Genomic DNA, 17,512 nt, shown 5'->3' with positions numbered 1-17,512 from the left:
GACAGGCTTGGTGACCGTGAAAAGCCTGCTTGCGCTCAGGCGCTACTATCAAAACAGTAGATTCTGAGCGTGCTTCATAGCATTCTCGCGTGATTTTATTCAAGTTATCAGGGTGATTTTCATGAGTCAGGACGCCTTTATTTGTGACGCAATTCGTACGCCTTTCGGACGTTATGGTGGTTCGCTGTCCGCTGTGAGGGCGGATGATCTGGGTGCAGTGCCTATCGCTGCGCTCATGAAGCGCAATCCTAACGTCGACTGGAGCAAGCTGGACGATGTGATGTATGGCTGCGCCAATCAGGCGGGTGAAGACAACCGCAACGTCGCTCGCATGTCTGCCTTGCTGGCCGGTCTGCCTGTGGATGTGCCCGGTGTGACCTTGAACCGTCTGTGTGGTTCGGGCCTGGATGCTATTGGCTCGGCTGCTCGTGCTATTCGTGCGGGTGACGCTTCCTTCATCCTGGCCGGCGGCGTAGAGAGCATGAGCCGCGCCCCTTTTGTGATGGGCAAAGCTGAAACGGCGTTCTCCCGTAATGCAGGCATTTACGACACCACCATTGGCTGGCGCTTCATCAACAAAGCGATGAAAGAGCAGTACGGCGTGGACTCCATGCCTGAAACCGCTGAAAACGTGGCTCAGCAATTCAATGTATCTCGCGAAGATCAGGACGTGTTTGCCTTGAACAGCCAGCTGCGTGCGGCGGCTGCTCAGGAAGCAGGCATTCTTGCTGAAGAAATTACCCCCGTGTTCATTCCCCAACGTAAGGGCGATCCTATTGTGGTGGACAAGGACGAGCATCCTCGTGCAACCACCATGGAATCACTAGCTCGTCTGAAACCTGTTGTGCGTGCTGATGGTTCGGTCACTGCCGGGAATGCGTCCGGAGTGAACGACGGGGCATGTGCGCTGCTGGTAGCAGACAAGGCGACCGTTGAAGCTCAGGGCCTGACGCCACGCGCTCGTGTGGTGGCGATGGCTTTTGCTGGTGTAGAGCCGCGCATCATGGGCATTGGTCCAGCGCCTGCCAGCCAGAAAGTGCTGGCCTTGGCCGGTCTGACACTGGATCAAATGGATGTGATCGAGCTGAACGAAGCGTTTGCTGCTCAAGGCTTGGCCGTAACCCGCATGCTAGGTCTAGCTGACAACGATCCGCGCGTGAACCCGAATGGGGGCGCGATCGCTTTGGGCCACCCTCTGGGTGCCAGTGGTGCGCGTTTGGCGATTGCTGCGATTAATCAGCTTCATCGCACCGGTGGGCGTTACGCCCTGTGCACCATGTGTATTGGTGTCGGTCAGGGCGTGGCCTTGATTCTGGAACGTGTCTAATTAAGGTCGCGGGGCAGGCAGGCCGGTAATACGTTCACCGGCTTGCTTGCCTGCTTGTTTGAACCAGCCTTGCTCCATCTCCAAGGCATAGCGCACAGGTCGCACAGGGCAGTGTGACTGAAGATCAAAAGGCTGCATGGCTTCGATATTGCTGATCGTGCCGTCATCGGTAATGAAGGCAATATCCAGCGGCAAGGGTGTATTCTTCATCCAGAAGCAAGGCGTTCCGGTGTGCTCGAAGACAAATAACATGCCGTGATCGGGAGCCAGGCTTTCTCTATGCATCAAGCCTTGGGCACGAGTCTCGTCGGTATCGGCCACTTCGGCCTGGATTTGTTTGGAACCCAGGGTCAGTGTCAGGGTGGGAAGAGTTTCATCCGCCTGGGCTGGTGCGCTGATAAAAAGCGCCGCCAGGAGACAGGCAAAAAAAACAGGGCGCGCAGGCCCCGTAGTCGTAGTGCGATACTGCATGTGTGTTGCGAACCTGCTTTTGTTAGAATCGAGAGCGCAAGAGATACTAAGGCGCAGTAATATTGAGTGCCTGCTTGCCTTTAGGGCCTTGGGCAACTTCATATAAAACTTTTTGGCCTTCTTTCAAGGTCTTGAACCCGTTCATCTGGATGGATGAAAAATGAGCGAAGAGATCTTCACCGCCGTTATCGGGCGTGATGAATCCAAATCCCTTGGCGTCATTGAACCACTTAACGGTCCCGGATAGTTTTTGATTGTCTCCAGTGCCTGCGGTGGTGGTATTTTCCGACATGCTTGCTGCCTCTCAACTTAGTGTATGGTTGATACTTTTTTCGGCCCCTCCCTGGGCCTTTGATCGCAGCACCTCACTTTTTACTGTGAAGTTGACACGATCAGTCGGATGATGCTGAATTTTGTTCCCCCCAGTCAACCTATGGAAAGCACCTAGTTCTGTATTATGGCCATTGAGATCGATAAGCAAGGCGCCACAACGGTAGAGCGCCAATCCGCGCGGCTTGCCCCACCACCCATGTATCAGGTCATCTTGCTGAACGATGACTACACACCCATGGAGTTTGTGGTGAATATACTGGAGCGGGTGTTTTCCAAAACCCCCGAGCAGGCCGAACAGCTTATGCTTAAAGTACATTACGAGGGTCGGGCTGTCTGCGGGGTGTATCCGCGAGATATTGCGGCCACCAAGGTGGAAATTGTGCGACAACTGGCGCAGTCACGACAGCACCCTTTGCAGTGTGTGATGGAGCCGGTGCCTGATGCTTGACCATTTAATGGTTTACCGTATTGTTCAGATCAGGCAAATTAGTCATAGAATAGTCTTAACCCCTAGTTTTACTCTTGCCGTGTAGGAGGAAGCATGATCTCCGAAGAACTTGAAGTCAGTCTACACATGGCCTTTGTCGAGGCTCGTGCCGCGCGCCATGAATTCATCACGGTAGAGCATCTGCTGTTGTCCCTGCTCGATAACGCCTCCACTTTGGAAGTGTTGAAAGCATGTGCTGCCGATATTGATGCACTGCGCCAGAATTTGCGTAAATTCATCAACGAAAACACGCCCACCTTCCCTGGCGAAGGCGAGGTCGATACCCAGCCTACGCTGGGCTTTCAGCGTGTTATTCAACGTGCCATCATGCACGTATCGTCCAGTAACTCCGGTAAAAATGTGGTTTCCGGAGCCAATGTGCTGGTGGCGATGTACGGGGAAAAGGACTCGCACGCTGTTTATTACTTGCAGCAACAAGGTGTCTCGCGCCTGGATGTGGTCAATTTCCTCTCGCATGGCATCACCAAAGCCAATCCAGAGCCCGCTGCACCCGAACCGCCTAAAGCCTCGGCTGCTGCCGAAGCCGATACCCGTTCGGACGCTCAGAAGTCCCCATTGGATTTGTACGCTACCGACCTGAACACCGAAGCCAGCCTGGGTCGAATCGACCCCTTGATTGGCCGTGAAAAGGAAGTTGAGCGCGTCATCCAGGTCCTGTGCCGCCGCCGCAAGAACAATCCCTTGCTGGTGGGTGAAGCCGGTGTGGGTAAAACCGCCATTGCCGAAGGGCTGGCACTGCGTATTCAGCGTGGGGATATCCCCGATATCCTCAGCGAAGCCCGGGTTTATGCCTTGGATATGGGCGCCTTGCTGGCCGGGACCAAGTATCGGGGCGATTTTGAGCAACGCTTGAAAGCCGTGCTGAAACAGCTCAAGGAAACGGCGCAGTCCATTTTGTTTATTGACGAAATCCATACCCTGATCGGAGCCGGTTCGGCTTCGGGCGGAACCTTGGATGCATCCAATCTGCTCAAGCCCGCACTGTCCTCGGGCCAGTTGAAGTGTCTTGGTGCGACCACCTACTCGGAATACCGCGGAATTTTTGAGAAAGACCACGCCTTGTCGCGTCGCTTCCAGAAAATTGATGTGGCCGAGCCTACGGTGGAGCAGACCATTCAGATTCTGCGTGGGCTGAAAGCCAATTTTGAAGAGCACCACGGGGTGCGTTACTCGGCCGCTGCCTTGACTGCTGCAGCCGAACTCTCCGCTCGTTATATCAACGACCGTTTTCTACCCGATAAGGCCATCGACGTGATCGACGAGGCTGGTGCTGCGCAGCGTTTGCTGCCACGCTCCAAGCAGAAAAAGGTTATTGGAAAAACCGATATCCAGGCGACGGTGTCGCGCATTGCGCGCATTCCGCCCCAGACTGTGTCTAGCGATGATCGCAATAAGCTGGCGACATTGGCTCGCGACCTGAAATCGGTGGTGTTTGGTCAGGACGTCGCGATTGATGCCCTGGCAGCCGCCATTAAGATGGCGCGCTCCGGTTTGGGTCTGCCCGATAAGCCTATTGGTTCCTTCCTGTTCTCCGGCCCGACCGGCGTGGGTAAAACCGAAGTGGCGCGTCAGCTGGCCTTTGTGCTGGGCGTAGAGCTACTGCGTTTTGATATGTCCGAGTACATGGAGCGTCACACCGTGTCGCGCCTGATCGGTGCTCCTCCTGGCTATGTCGGTTTCGATCAGGGTGGTTTGCTGACCGAGGCCGTCACCAAGCAGCCACATTGTGTGTTGCTGCTGGACGAAATCGAAAAGGCTCACCCGGACGTCTACAACATTCTGCTGCAGGTGATGGATCACGGGACTTTGACGGATAACAACGGCCGCAAGGCAGATTTCCGCAACGTCATCCTGATCATGACCACTAATGCCGGTGCAGAGGCGTTGAACAAGACCAGCATTGGCTTTACTCAGCCCCAGCGCTCGGGTGATGAAATGCAGGACATCAAGCGTCACTTCTCTCCGGAGTTCCGCAACCGTCTGGATGCAATCATTGGTTTCGCACCGCTATCGCGCGACATTATCCTGCGCGTGGTCGACAAGTTCCTGATGCAGCTGGAAAACCAGTTGCACGAGAAGCGCGTCGAAGTGTCCTTCTCGGATGCCTTGCGTGAGCACTTGGCTGCCAAGGGCTTTGATCCGGCTATGGGCGCCCGACCCATGCACAGGCTGATTCAGGACATGATTCGTCGTGCCCTGGCAGACGAACTGCTATTCGGTCGCTTGGTGGATGGCGGACAGGTCGAAGTTGATTTGGACGAAAACGGCGAAGTGGTATTGGAATATCCCTCGTCTGGACCTGATGAACCCGGCCGCAAAGCCTCGTCACGTCCCGAGCCGGAATTAGTCGACTAAGCCGTGAGGGCATCAGGCCCCCTAATCGTCTGTACGCACTGTGACACCGTACACGAGCGAGTCCCCGTTCAAGGAGCGGGGCTCGCTCGTTGTGTGCGTTGCGATACTGAACTTTACCGCCACAGCCGCTTTTCGCCTCGTGAATGGCAAGCGCTGGTTCTGGCGGTTTTCATTCTCTTCCTGATTGCCAACCTGTTTCCCGTCGTTCATCTAAGCATGGCGGGCAAAACAGTCTCCCCAACGTTTCCCAAAGCCTTGTTGCTGATCTGGCAGCAGGGGTATTGGGGCCTGTCGGTTATGGCGGGTTTGGTGGGGTTTTGGCTGCCGCTGTTTCAATTGATTTTTCAGTTCTGGGCCTTGGGCCTGCTTGCCCGTGGACGCCCCTTGCCTGGGGATTTTGGTTTTGGCCTGCGGGTGTTGGGACACCTGGGGCATTGGTCTATGACGGCGGTCTTGTTCCTGGGGCTGTTGGTCGCCATTGTGAAGTTTGCCGGAATGGGGCATTTAACAATGGCGCCTGGCATGTATGCCTTTTTTGCGCTGACCTTTTTGCTGACCGGTTTGAGCCGTATTACGGCACATCGTTTATGGCATTGGGCAGAGGACCGTAAGCTAGTTCCTGTCGCCACGAAGCAGGACCTGAAAGAAAACCCCTCCTGGACGGCCTGTGCCCACTGCGGTTTCCTGCAATCCGGTCAAAACAAGACTTGTGATCGCTGTGGTGCCGCCGTACATAAACGGAAACCCAATAGCCGTACCAGAGTTGCCGCTCTGGTGCTGACGGCGTGTGTCTTTTATATTCCTGCCAATGTCCTGCCGGTGATGGAGCTGCGCAGTATTGTTGGCAACAGCGCGCACACTATTTTGGGCGGCGTCATTCAGCTTTGGCAGTTGGGATCCTGGGATCTGGCTCTCATCGTCTTTATCGCCAGTATTGTCGTTCCCATTACCAAGCTGACAGCTTTGGTGATTTTGCTCTTGGGACGACGTTGGCGCGGTAATGACGTGCAGCGTCAGCGCAATCGCATTTACGATATGGTCGAGCTGATTGGGCAGTGGTCCATGCTGGACGTATTTGTCGTGGTCCTGATGGCGGCACTGGCTAATTTCCCTGGTTTGTCACAGATTATTCCGGGTGCGGGAGCGCTTAGCTTTGGCATCGTGGTGGTCCTGACCATGCTGGCTGCGATTAGCTACGATCCGCGCCACGGTTGGGATCAGGGCACCGATCAAAAAAATACAGTAGAACCGCAACATAAGCCGTCTCGGCCTGCCTCGCAGGCGACTTCCTGAAGGAAATAAGGTGCACGATTCAACAACTAATCAGCCTGACGCTCTGACCGAGCCAGCGCAGCCCAGGCTGGTTCCCTCCCAGCGATCCCGTTTTTCCTGGATATGGATCTTGCCCATCGCCGCCGCCCTGGTGGGGGCGTCTTTAGTGCTGCGCAATTGGATGTTGACCGGCCCTCGCATCACGATCAGTTTTGATTCGGCAGAGGGGCTGGCGGTGGACCAAACCAAACTGCGTTATCGCGATGTGAATGTAGGCACGATCTCTGATATTCAGGTCACCCCTGACCGTAAGGGTGTTCTGGTGACGGCGCAGTTGGAGCGCGATGGCTCAGAATTCATTACACAAGAAGACGCGCGTTTTTGGGTCGTTCGTCCGCGCTTGGGATTAAGTGGCGTGTCGGGCCTGGGCACCTTGTTGTCCGGTGTTTATATCGGAGTGGATGCACCGTTTGAGGTGAATAAAAAGGCCGAGCAACTGGAGTTTGTCGGTTTGGAAAGCCCTCCAGAGGTTACGAGCGGCCGGACTGGGAAACGCTATGTGCTGACAGCGCCTGCATTGGGTTCGCTAGATCTGGGTTCACCGTTGTACTACAAGGGTATCCAGGTGGGGCAGGTTAGCAGTTACGAGCTGAACGACAAGGGTGACGGGGTACGTGTGCAGGTGTTTGTGGATGCCCCCAACGACAAGTTTGTGACCCAGGGTTCGCGATTTTGGAACGTCAGTGGGGTCAATATGTCCCTGGATTCCACCGGTTTTAATGTGCGTACCCATTCCCTGGTGTCGGCGCTGGCAGGCGGCTTGGCCTTTGATCAGATGGAAGGCGAGTCTATGGACGTGGCTGTGGCGGATGCGCAGTACGAGCTTTTCCCCACCGAAGAACGCGCCATGGCCGAGCCGGATGGTCCGGCGGTTGAGCTGCGATTCCATTTCCATCAATCCGTGCGCGGTTTGGTGCCAGGTTCCAAGATCGAATTCCGCGGCCTGGAGTTAGGCCAGGTTTACGATGTGGATCTGGAGTTTGACTTCGAGCGCAAACGTTTCTTTGCCTTGGTTAAAGCCCGTATCTATCCGCAGCGCTTTGGTCGTTTGTACGAGCGGGTGGTTCAGGGGCAGCTCGATGAAAAAGATCCCGTCATTGCCTTGTTCAAACCTATGGTGGAACGTGGTCTACGCGGTCAGTTGCGTCCCGCCAGCCTGATTACCGGCCAGCAATACATTGCTCTGGAGTTCTTCGATAAGGCCCCTGGGGCTGAGTTTGACGAGAATGCCAAACCCTTGATCGTGCCAGTTATTGCCGGTGATTTCGACCGTCTGCAAGAACAGGTCAGTGATATCGTCACCAAGATTTCGGCGATTCCGTTTGACCAGATCGGCAAGAATCTGCAGAGCGGTCTGACTGAACTGGGGCAGGTCCTTAAGCAGCTGGACAAGACGACCGTGCCACAACTGAACGGCGCACTGAAGTCCATGGATGCGGCAGTTCAAAAATTGGGTGCCATGCTGGATACTGACTCGTCCTTCAATACCTCGGTGGATCAAACCTTGAGCGAATTGAAACGCTCGTTGCGATCCTTGCGTGATTTAAGCGATACCCTGCAAAGCCAGCCTTCATCCGTTTTGCGAGGTCGTTCCCCTGATGTGCTGCCGGAGCCCACGCCATGATGTCCCGTTTACTGATTTCCGTGGCGTTTGCCAGTTTGCTAAGCGCTTGCGCCTCGACCACGCCCACCTATTACACCTTGCAAGCGCCTAACACGGCGCCCGCAGTAGCGGCTGCGCCATCGCAGGCATGGAAAGGCTTTCAGTTGCGTCGCATGGACGTGCCGGCACAGCTGGATCGCCGCTCGCTTGTGTTGACCCAAAGCTCGGACGGGCAGGTCAATTTGCTTAATGATAGTCAGTGGGCATCCCCCTTGCCGGATGAAATGTCTTTGGCATTAGTGTCAGGTTTGCAGGATCGTTTGGGCGTGCCCCAGTTAGCCAATGCAGCCGCCAAAACACCGCTTTGGCAAATTGATGTCCTGGTGCAGCGCTTTGAATCCGTCTATGGCGAGCGTGCCACCCTGGAGTTGAGCTGGACCTTAAGCCCGATCGGCTTTAGCGCTAAAACCCAGCAGTGTCGCTGGCTGGATTCGGAGCCTGCGTCCAGCGTGCCCGAGCTGGTGCAGGCGCATCGTCAACTACAGCAACGCTGGGCAGATGCGCTGGCCGCACAAATGCAGGGTAGGCCCGTCCCGACAAACCTGAGCAAGGCCATGCTCTGCGCCAGTTAACCGCTAAAGTTAACCTTTTTCTGTCCGGGTTAACCTTAATACAGATTTGGGTTAACCGTCGGTATTATTTCGGTTTATCGCAGTCAACAAAGCGTAACCGGGATAAGAGGCATGGCAAGCACAACCTTAGGGATTAAAGTCGATATAGAACTGCGCGAGCGTCTGCGGCGTGCGGCAGATCAGTTGCAGTGCACTCCGCATTGGCTGCATAAGCAGGCCTTGCTCTCCTATATCGAAGGGATAGAGCGCGGTGTATTGCCCAGTGAGTTGGCCCTGCTAAGCGGGGGCGATGCCGAACTTGCCGAAGACGGTGTTGTAATGCCCGCCATCCCCTTTTACGGCTTTGCCCAGGATGTGCAGCCACAAAGCGTCTTGCGTGCCGCCATTACAGCAGCTTACCGCCGTCCAGAAACCGACTGTTTGCCTTTGCTGTTGAGCGCTGCGCGTTCCTCCCAAAGTGCGCGTGCCCAAGAGCTGGCCGCACGACTGGTGAAAGCCCTGCGCGCCAAGCGCCGTGGTGGTGGCGTTGAAGGCCTGATTCAAGAGTTTTCCTTATCCAGCCAGGAAGGCGTGGCTTTGATGTGCCTTGCCGAAGCCCTATTGCGTATCCCTGACCGCGCCACGCGCGATGCCTTGATTCGCGACAAAATCAGTCATGGCGACTGGCGTGCGCACATGGGCGAGTCGCCCTCGCTGTTCGTGAATGCCGCTACTTGGGGTTTGATGCTGACGGGCCGTCTGGTCAGTGTGAACAGCGAAAAGAATTTGTCCTCGGCCTTGACCCGCATGATAGGCAAGGGCGGTGAGCCTCTGATCCGCAAAGGCGTGGACGTGGCCATGCGCATGATGGGCGAGCAGTTCGTAACGGGGCAAACCATTGCCTCCGCACTTGCCAACAGCCGCAAATTTGAAGAACTAGGTTTCCGTTACTCCTACGATATGCTGGGCGAGGCGGCCACCACGGCTGAAGACGCACAGCGCTATTACCAGTCCTACGAGCAAGCGATTCATGCTATTGGCCGTGCAAGCCAAGGGCGCGGGATTTATGAAGGCCCCGGCATCTCCATCAAGTTGTCTGCGCTGCATCCACGCTACAGCCGCTCTCAGCGTGATCGCGTCATGCGCGAGCTGTTCCCCCGCTTGCTGTCTTTGGCGCAGTTGGCCCATCACTACGATGTGGGTCTGAATATTGATGCCGAAGAAGCCGACCGCCTGGAAGTGTCGCTGGATCTGCTGGACAAGCTTTGTTTTGACCCGTCGCTGGCTGGCTGGAACGGTATTGGTTTTGTGGTGCAGGCCTATCAAAAGCGTGCCCCCTTTGTGATCGATTACCTGATTGATTTGGCACGTCGTAGTGGTCACCGTCTGATGCTGCGTCTGGTCAAGGGTGCGTACTGGGATTCGGAAATCAAACGTGCCCAAGTGGATGGCCTGGAAGACTATCCGGTGTACACCCGCAAAGTACATACCGATGTGTCTTACCTGGCTTGCGCCCGCAAGCTCTTGCAGGCCCCGGAAGCCGTGTACCCGCAGTTTGCCACCCATAACGCACAGACCTTGGCCGCTATTTATGTGATGGCGGGGCAGAATTACTACACCGGTCAATACGAATTCCAGTGCCTGCATGGCATGGGTGAGGATCTGTACGACGAGGTGGTCGGCCCTCTTAAAGATGGCAAGCTCAATCGTCCTTGCCGCGTTTATGCGCCGGTTGGTTCGCACGAGACCTTGCTGGCCTATTTGGTGCGTCGTCTTCTGGAAAACGGTGCTAATACCTCCTTCGTGAATCAGATCGGTGATGCTGATGTGGATATGGATCAGCTTATTGCGGACCCTGTCGCCCAAGCCTTGGGCCTGCAGCCCCTAGGCCGTCCGCATGACAAGATCCCGCTCCCACGCCAGTTGTACTGGGACGCCGAACAACGCATGAACTCGGCCGGTCTGGATTTGAGTAACGAGCATCGCCTGGGCTCCTTGGCTGCCACCCTGATGCAAACTGCTGCCTTACCACGTCAGGCCCAGCCTATGTTGGGGCAGGGCAATCCGATCTGGGACGAATCGCTGGCGACGATTGTGCGTAATCCGGCTAATCATCAGGATGTAGTGGGGCAAGTCATGTATGCCACCGCTCAGGATGTAGAGCAGGCCCTGGATGCGGCCAGCCACTACGCGCCTATCTGGCAGTCCACACCGGTAGAAGAGCGTGCGGCAGCCTTACAGCAGGCCGCCCAGCTGCTGGAAGACAATATGCAGGACTTGATGGGCTTGCTGGTGCGGGAAGCTGGTAAGTCCTATGCGAATGCGATTGCTGAAGTGCGTGAAGCTGTGGATTTTCTGCGCTATTACGCTGGGCAAGTTCTGCGCGACTTTGATAATGACGAATACCGTCCGGTAGGTGTAGTGCTGTGCATCAGCCCTTGGAACTTCCCTTTGGCTATTTTTCTGGGTCAAGTATCTGCTGCTTTGGCCGCCGGTAATGTGGTCTTGGCCAAACCGGCTGAACAGACTTGTTTGATTGCTGCCGCTGCAGTCGAATTGCTGCACAAGGCGGGGATTGCTCCCGGTGCTTTGCAGTTGCTGCCTGGCGATGGCCCGTCCGTAGGCGCTCCTTTGGCCGCCAGCGCACAAGTTAACGCTGTGATGTTTACGGGCTCCACGGCAGTCGCCATGGGCTTGAACCGTCAATTGGCCAAGCGACTGACCGCCGAGGGTCAAGCTGTTCCCTTGATCGCGGAAACAGGTGGTTTGAATGCCATGGTGGTCGATAGCTCGGCCTTGCCAGAGCAGGTGGTGTTTGATGTGCTGAACTCTGCTTTTGACTCTGCCGGCCAGCGTTGTTCGGCACTGCGCCTGCTGTGTATTCAGGAAGATGTGGCCGAGCGTGTGCTGACCATGCTTAACGGTGCCATGCAGGAGTTAAGCGTGGGCAATCCCGATTTGCTCAGTACGGATGTGGGTCCTGTGATCGATGAGGAGGCCCGAGCCGGTATTGAAGAGCACATCAGCACCATGCGCGAGGCGGGCTTCCGTGTGACACAAAGCGAGCAAAGCCGTAGCCTGCTGGGCACCTTTGTGCTGCCTACGATTATTGAGATTGAGCAGGCTAAGGACTTGGAGCGCGAAATCTTCGGTCCGGTGCTGCATGTGATGCGCTTTAAACGTAGCGAATTGGATGGCTTGATTGATCAGATCAATGAGCGTGGTTATGGTTTGACCTTCGGTGTTCATACCCGTTTGGACGAAACAGTGCAGCGTGTGGTTTCGCGCATCCACGCCGGTAATGTCTACGTCAACCGCAATATGGTCGGGGCAGTGGTCGGGGTGCAGCCCTTTGGTGGAGAAGGTCTGTCGGGTACTGGACCCAAAGCGGGTGGCCCCTTGTACCTGCGCCGTCTACTGAGCCGTTGCCCGCAGAATCTGCCTTTGCAACATTGGCAGGAGCAGGGTGCGGTGCTGCCAGGTCCGACTGGCGAGGCCAATATTTATCAGCTGCACCCGCGGGGCCGCGTCCTGTGCATGCCCGTCAGCGCTCAGGGCTGGCAGGCACAGCGTCAGGCGTGTGATCAAAGTGGCAGTCAAGCTATTTTACTGGACCGTCTGGGTCTGGGGGGCTGGCAAGAGGCGCCGGCCGAACAAATCGCCATGTCCGATTTGGGTGAGGCGGATTATGATGCTGTTTTATTTGAAGGCGACAGCGACGAACTACGGCAGGTGCTGGGTCAAGTGGCTGAACGCCGTGGCCCCATTGTTGGAGTCCAAGGGCTGTTGACGCAGGAATTGGAGGGGGGCGCGGCATACGTGGTCGAGCGTTTGTTGCGTGAAGTCTCAGTCAGTACCAATACAGCGGCAGCTGGGGGTAATGCCAGTTTGATGATGGTGGGTTGATCTCAGATGGCACCCGTTTCTATGCACACGTTAGGTCGCACAAACAGATTTGAGCGGCGGCCCTGCGTCCATTCTCACGGCAAGGGCCGACTTGTAGCGCGGCTATATTAAAAAACGAAGGAGAACAATATGCAGTCCATCACGACCTTTAAATTGGCCTTGGTTTCGACAGCGGTTTTTGGTGCATTGGCGGCTAGCCCCGTCTTGGCCGCTGACAAGGTAATCAAGCTGGGTTTTTCGGCCCCCTTGACGGGCCCGCAGGCTCACTACGGTGAAGACATGCGCAATGGTCTGGTGCTGGCCCTGGAAGAGGCCAATGCCCAGAAAATTGAAATCGATGGCGCGACCGCCCGTTTTGAACTGGTGGCCAAGGATGATCAGGCTGACCCACGTACCGCGGTTCAGGTTGCTCAGCAAATTGTGGACGATGGTGTGGACGGCATGCTGGGCCACTTTAACTCCGGCACCACCATCCCCGCTTCGCGTGTGTATAACGACGCTGGCATTCCTCAGATCGCCATGGCGACCTCGCCTGAATACACCTTGCAAGGCTACGACAATACCTTCCGCATGATGACCAGCGACACCCAGCAAGGGGCAGCCGTGGGTCAATTCATCGTCAAGGATCTGGCCGCCAAGAAAGTCGCCCTGATTGATGACCGTACCGCCTACGGCCAAGGTCTGACTGACCAGGTTGCCCGTGCGGTAGAAAAAGCCGGTGGCCAGATCGTGGCCCGTGAATACACTACGGACAAAGCCAACGACTTCACCTCCATTCTGACCAACATCAAGTCCAAACAGCCTGATGCCATCTTCTTTGGCGGTTTGGATGCTCAGTCTGGTCCTATGAAGCGTCAGATGCAGACGCTGGACATCAAGGCTCCGCTGGTTTCGGGCGAAATGACCCGTAGCGATACTTTCTTGCGTCTGGCCGGTGCAGCTGCCAACGGTACCTACGCCTCGCTGGCGGGTGTACCCCTGTCTTCCATGGCAGCGGGCGAGAAGTTCTCCAAAGACTATCAGGCCCGTTTCAAGGCTGAGCCTGGTGTCTACGCACCTTACGCCTATGACGGCGCCTGGAACATGATCACCGCCATGAAAGAAGCCGGTTCGTCCAAAGCAGCTGACTACCTGCCCAAGCTGGCCGGTCTGAAACGCAATGGCGCAACCAGCAGCAATATTGCCTACGACCAGAATGGCGACCTGAAAGAAATTGCCGTCACCCTCTACGAGGTGAAGGACGGCAAGTGGACGATGGTGAAAACCATGGTCAGCCAGGCCAACTAAGCTCTGATCCTGCAGTTTGAGCCCTTCGGGGCTCATCTTTACCGTGGCCTGTTTTTGGCAGGCCCACGCTCCCTGTCTTATCGCCCAGCGCCAGGGCAGGGAGCAATGACCACGAGTCCCGATCTATGGAAATCCTGATACAACAACTAATAAATGGCCTGACCGTGGGCAGTGTCTACGCCCTGGTGGCGCTGGGCTACACCATGGTGTATGGAATTATTGGCCTGATTAATTTCGCGCATGGTGATGTCGTCATGGTCGGGGCGATGCTGGCCACAACAGTGGTCTTGTCGCTGGTCGGCGCAGACCCGGCTGGCTTGTCGGCCTGGCTGATGGTCGGTTTGGCGCTTCTGGCCGCGATTCCCCTGTGCATGGGTATAGGTTGGACCGCTGAGCGCTATGCGTATCGTCCCTTGCGTCGTGCACCTCGCTTGGCCGCTTTGATTACCGCCATTGGTGTCTCCTTCATTGTCCAGAATCTGGCCATGATGATCTGGGGGCGCAACTACCTGAGCTTCCCGCACATTATTGAACCCGTCGTGTTCCAGTTGGGCGAGGCGCGCATCAGCCTGTTGCAGATTCTGATTATTGTGGGCGCTGGTGCGATTATGGCCGGCTTGTCGGTATTGGTACACCGCACCCGTTTGGGAACGGCCATGCGGGCCACCGCTCAGAACCGTGAGGTAGCCGGTCTGATGGGCGTCAATATCAATACCGTTATTTCAGCCGCCTTTGTGATTGGTTCGGCACTGGCTGCCGTTGCCGGGGTCATGATCGTGACCTATTACGGCGTGGCGCAATACACCATGGGTTTCATGCTGGGCCTGAAGGCGTTCACGGCGGCTGTTCTGGGGGGGATTGGCAACCTGGGTGGAGCCATGCTGGGAGGCTTGCTACTGGGTTTGATCGAAGCTCTGGGCGCAGGCTATATCGGTGACCTGACCAACGGCGTGTTTGGCAGTAACTATCAGGATGTGTTCTCGTTCATCGTGCTGATCCTGGTGCTGATCTTCCGTCCCTCGGGCCTGTTGGGTGAACGCGTGGGAGATCGAGCATGAGTTTGAATCAAACCCTAAGCGGTGCCCTGCGTAAGGAGCGAACCGCAACGCCCGCCAAAGTCTGGGTGGGCGCACTCCTGATCGGTATGGTGCTGGCCGTTTTACCCTTTGTGCTGGGCATGGCCGGTCAAAGCTGGATTCGCACCTTGAATTTTGCTTTGTTATACGTGATGTTGGCCTTGGGCCTGAATATTGTGGTGGGCTTTGCTGGCCTGCTGGATCTGGGCTATATCGCTTTCTACGCCGTGGGTGCTTATGTGTGGGCCATGTTGGCCTCACCGCATTTCGGACTGCACTTACCATTTTGGATGGTCTTGCCAGCAGGGATTGCCTTGGCAGCTGTGTTTGGGGTGTTGCTAGGTTTTCCAGTCCTGCGGCTGCGGGGCGACTATCTGGCCATCGTGACACTGGGCTTTGGGGAAATTATCCGCATCTTCATGAATAACCTGGATGCGCCTATCAATATCACCAATGGTCCGCAAGGGATTAACCGCGTCGATACCTTCAAGATAGGGGACTTCATTTTCGGGAAGGCGGAAACCCTGTTTGGCATACGCATTACCGGCCCGGAGAAATACTATTACTTGCTTCTGCTGATTACGTTGCTGATCGTATTCATCTGCGTGCGTTTACAGCACTCCCGTATTGGCCGCGCCTGGGAAGCAATTCGTGAAGACGAAATCGCCGCCAAGGCCATGGGCATCAATACGCGTAACGTCAAACTGCTGGCTTTCGCGATGGGTGCAACCTTTGGTGGCGTGGCAGGTGGTCTGTTCGCTTCCATGCAAGGTTTCGTCAGCCCAGAGAGTTTCAGCCTGACCGAATCCATTTCTGTGCTGTGCATGGTGGTGTTGGGCGGCATGGGTCATATTCCCGGCGTGATTGTCGGTGCCTTGCTGCTCTCGGTCTTCCCGGAATTACTTCGCGCGGTGGTCGTACCTTTGCAGCAAAGTGTTTTTGGCGATGTGATTTTGGATCCGGATGGCATTCGTATGTTGCTGTTCGGTTTTGCCCTGGTGTTGGTCATGATTTATCGTCCTGAGGGCCTGTGGCCTTCGGCAGTACGTCGTCGTGAGCGCAAGATGAAACAGGTGCAAGCATGAGTCTGAACATGAACACAGAACTGAAAGAGGGCGAAGTCCTGCTACAGGCCGAGGGGCTGTCCAAGCGATTTGGTGGTTTGCAGGCTTTGTCTGAGGTCAGCTTCAGCATCCGCAAGGGCGACATCTACGGTTTGATCGGCCCGAACGGCGCTGGTAAGACCACACTGTTCAACGTGATGACGGGCTTGTACATCCCCGAGTCGGGTCGGTGCCTGTTTGCTGGCCGTAACCTGACCGAATGCAAACCGCATCAGATCGCCGAATCGGGTTTTGCGCGTACTTTCCAGAACATTCGTTTGTTCGGCAGCCTGTCTGCCTTGGAAAACGTGATGATTGGCCGCCATGTCCGTACGCACGCAGGTGTGTTGGGCGCGATTCTGCGGAACCGTTCGACTCGTCAGGAAGAAGAGCAGATCGAAGCGCGTGCCTACGAACTGCTGGATTACGTGGGTATTGCTCAACACGCCAACGAGATTGCTCGCTCTTTGTCCTACGGTGACCAGCGTCGCCTGGAAATTGCCCGTGCCCTGGCGACTGATCCCATGCTTCTGGCCTTGGATGAGCCCGCTGCGGGTATGAACCCGTCCGAGACCGTCGTATTGCGCCAACTGATTGAAAAAATCCGTGGTGACGGCATTACCGTCTTGCTGATCGAGCACGATATGAAGCTGGTGATGGGCCTGTGCGATCGGGTGCTGGTGTTGGAATACGGCAAGGTCTTGGCCGAAGGCAAACCCACCGAAGTCCAGCATAACCCGCGAGTCATTGAAGCCTATCTGGGCGCAGGTGCAGCGAAAGAGCTGGGCATTACCGTTGAAGAGGAACAGGCATGAGCACAGAACCGTTAATGCTGGATATTCGGGGTCTGGATGTGGCTTATGGCGGCATCCGGGCGGTACGTGGCCTAGACCTGCGTGTGGGCAAGGGCGAACTGGTCTGCTTGATTGGGGCCAACGGCGCCGGTAAAAGCACCACACTTCGAGCAATCACAGGTTTGGTGCCAGCCGCAGCTGGGCAGATCGAGCACCTGGGTGAGAGCATCGTCGGCCTGCCATCGCACCAACTGGTGCGCCGTGGCGTGGTCATGGTGCCGGAAGGGCGAGGGATTTTTCCTCAACTGACGATTGAAGAGAACCTGGCCATGGGGGCGTACACTCGCAAGGACCACCACGAAGTGCGCCAGGATATCGAGCGTATCTATACCTTGTTCCCGCGCTTGGCTGAGCGTAAGAAACAGTCGGCGGGGACTTTGTCTGGTGGAGAGCAGCAAATGGTGGCCATGGGACGGGCGATGATTTCCCGGCCTTCACTGTTGCTACTGGACGAGCCATCCATGGGTTTGGCGCCGATTATGGTCGAGCGTATTTTCGAGTTGATCCAGAATATCGCCAAAGAAGGCGTGACGATTTTACTGATCGAGCAGAATGCGCGATTGGCTTTAGAGCTGGGAGATCGGGGATATGTGATGGAGTCGGGGCGGATTATCCTGGAAGGCCCGGCCGGGCAGTTGCTGCATGATCCCAAGGTCAGGGCGGCGTATCTGGGGGAAGAGGATTTTGCGGCGTAGGTAGCGTGACTTCTCAAGAAAAAGCCAATCAACTTTGGGTTGATTGGCTTT

General features: G+C 56.1%; 14 protein-coding genes. 12 read left to right on the top strand and 2 right to left on the bottom strand.

Annotated elements, in window-relative coordinates:
* Window positions 1–121 precede the first annotated feature (121 nt).
* Complete coding sequence (pcaF, locus tag IE156_RS14070; protein WP_189393179.1) at window positions 122–1,327, top strand: 3-oxoadipyl-CoA thiolase; 1,206 nt, start codon at window positions 122–124, stop codon at window positions 1,325–1,327.
* Here pcaF and IE156_RS14065 read toward each other — a convergent pair whose 3' ends face one another.
* Together IE156_RS14065 and IE156_RS14060 are read right to left on the bottom strand one after the other, a co-directional pair.
* Window positions 1,328–1,798: a DUF192 domain-containing protein gene (locus tag IE156_RS14065; RefSeq protein ID WP_189393178.1), complete on the bottom strand. Its 471-nt coding sequence runs from the start codon at window positions 1,796–1,798 to the stop codon at window positions 1,328–1,330.
* A 46-nt stretch (window positions 1,799–1,844) separates the two neighbouring features.
* The gene (locus IE156_RS14060) at window positions 1,845–2,090 is read right to left on the bottom strand and encodes a cold-shock protein (protein WP_189393177.1); all 246 of its coding nucleotides are present in this window, start codon (window positions 2,088–2,090) and stop codon (window positions 1,845–1,847) included.
* 165 nt (window positions 2,091–2,255) lie between these two features.
* On the opposite strand from IE156_RS14060, the gene clpS reads away from it, so the two are divergent.
* The 11 genes from clpS (at window position 2,256) to IE156_RS14005 (ending at window position 17,461) form a co-directional block, all read left to right on the top strand.
* Window positions 2,256–2,579, top strand: a complete 324-nt coding sequence (clpS, locus tag IE156_RS14055; RefSeq protein WP_189393176.1) for an ATP-dependent Clp protease adapter ClpS — start codon at window positions 2,256–2,258, stop codon at window positions 2,577–2,579.
* Window positions 2,580–2,672: 93 nt separating this feature from the next.
* On the top strand, window positions 2,673–4,994 hold the full coding sequence (clpA, locus tag IE156_RS14050; RefSeq protein ID WP_189393175.1) for an ATP-dependent Clp protease ATP-binding subunit ClpA: 2,322 nt from the start codon (window positions 2,673–2,675) through the stop codon (window positions 4,992–4,994).
* A gap of 93 nt (window positions 4,995–5,087) precedes the next feature.
* Window positions 5,088–6,287 carry a paraquat-inducible protein A gene (locus IE156_RS14045; protein ID WP_189393174.1) on the top strand — a complete coding sequence of 400 codons (1,200 nt, stop codon included), beginning with the start codon at window positions 5,088–5,090 and terminating at the stop codon, window positions 6,285–6,287.
* 10 nt (window positions 6,288–6,297) lie between these two features.
* Window positions 6,298–7,950, top strand: coding sequence for a PqiB family protein (locus tag IE156_RS14040; RefSeq protein ID WP_189393173.1), 1,653 nt, complete (start codon window positions 6,298–6,300; stop codon window positions 7,948–7,950).
* Window positions 7,947–8,561 carry a PqiC family protein gene (locus tag IE156_RS14035; protein ID WP_189393172.1) on the top strand — a complete coding sequence of 205 codons (615 nt, stop codon included), beginning with the start codon at window positions 7,947–7,949 and terminating at the stop codon, window positions 8,559–8,561. Before IE156_RS14040 ends, IE156_RS14035 begins: the two co-directional genes overlap by 4 nt.
* Before the next feature lie 111 nt (window positions 8,562–8,672).
* Window positions 8,673–12,446 carry a trifunctional transcriptional regulator/proline dehydrogenase/L-glutamate gamma-semialdehyde dehydrogenase gene (gene putA, locus IE156_RS14030; RefSeq protein ID WP_189393171.1) on the top strand — a complete coding sequence of 1,258 codons (3,774 nt, stop codon included), beginning with the start codon at window positions 8,673–8,675 and terminating at the stop codon, window positions 12,444–12,446.
* Window positions 12,447–12,575: 129 nt separating this feature from the next.
* Window positions 12,576–13,733 (top strand): branched-chain amino acid ABC transporter substrate-binding protein, encoded by a 1,158-nt coding sequence (locus IE156_RS14025; protein ID WP_189393170.1) that lies wholly within the window; start codon window positions 12,576–12,578, stop codon window positions 13,731–13,733.
* Between the two features lie 125 nt (window positions 13,734–13,858).
* Window positions 13,859–14,791 carry a branched-chain amino acid ABC transporter permease gene (locus IE156_RS14020; RefSeq protein ID WP_189393169.1) on the top strand — a complete coding sequence of 311 codons (933 nt, stop codon included), beginning with the start codon at window positions 13,859–13,861 and terminating at the stop codon, window positions 14,789–14,791.
* A gap of 86 nt (window positions 14,792–14,877) precedes the next feature.
* Window positions 14,878–15,894: an ABC transporter permease subunit gene (locus IE156_RS14015; RefSeq protein WP_229841401.1), complete on the top strand. Its 1,017-nt coding sequence runs from the start codon at window positions 14,878–14,880 to the stop codon at window positions 15,892–15,894.
* On the top strand, window positions 15,891–16,727 hold the full coding sequence (locus IE156_RS14010; RefSeq protein WP_189393168.1) for an ABC transporter ATP-binding protein: 837 nt from the start codon (window positions 15,891–15,893) through the stop codon (window positions 16,725–16,727). Before IE156_RS14015 ends, IE156_RS14010 begins: the two co-directional genes overlap by 4 nt.
* Window positions 16,724–17,461: an ABC transporter ATP-binding protein gene (locus IE156_RS14005; protein WP_189393167.1), complete on the top strand. Its 738-nt coding sequence runs from the start codon at window positions 16,724–16,726 to the stop codon at window positions 17,459–17,461. Before IE156_RS14010 ends, IE156_RS14005 begins: the two co-directional genes overlap by 4 nt.
* Window positions 17,462–17,512 lie beyond the last annotated feature (51 nt).

Origin of the sequence: Alcaligenes pakistanensis (assembly GCF_014652815.1) — a bacterium.
Taxonomy (GTDB): domain Bacteria; phylum Pseudomonadota; class Gammaproteobacteria; order Burkholderiales; family Burkholderiaceae_B; genus Alcaligenes; species Alcaligenes pakistanensis.
Note: the sequence above shows the minus strand (reverse complement) of the source record. Positions and strands in the feature narration are given on the sequence as shown.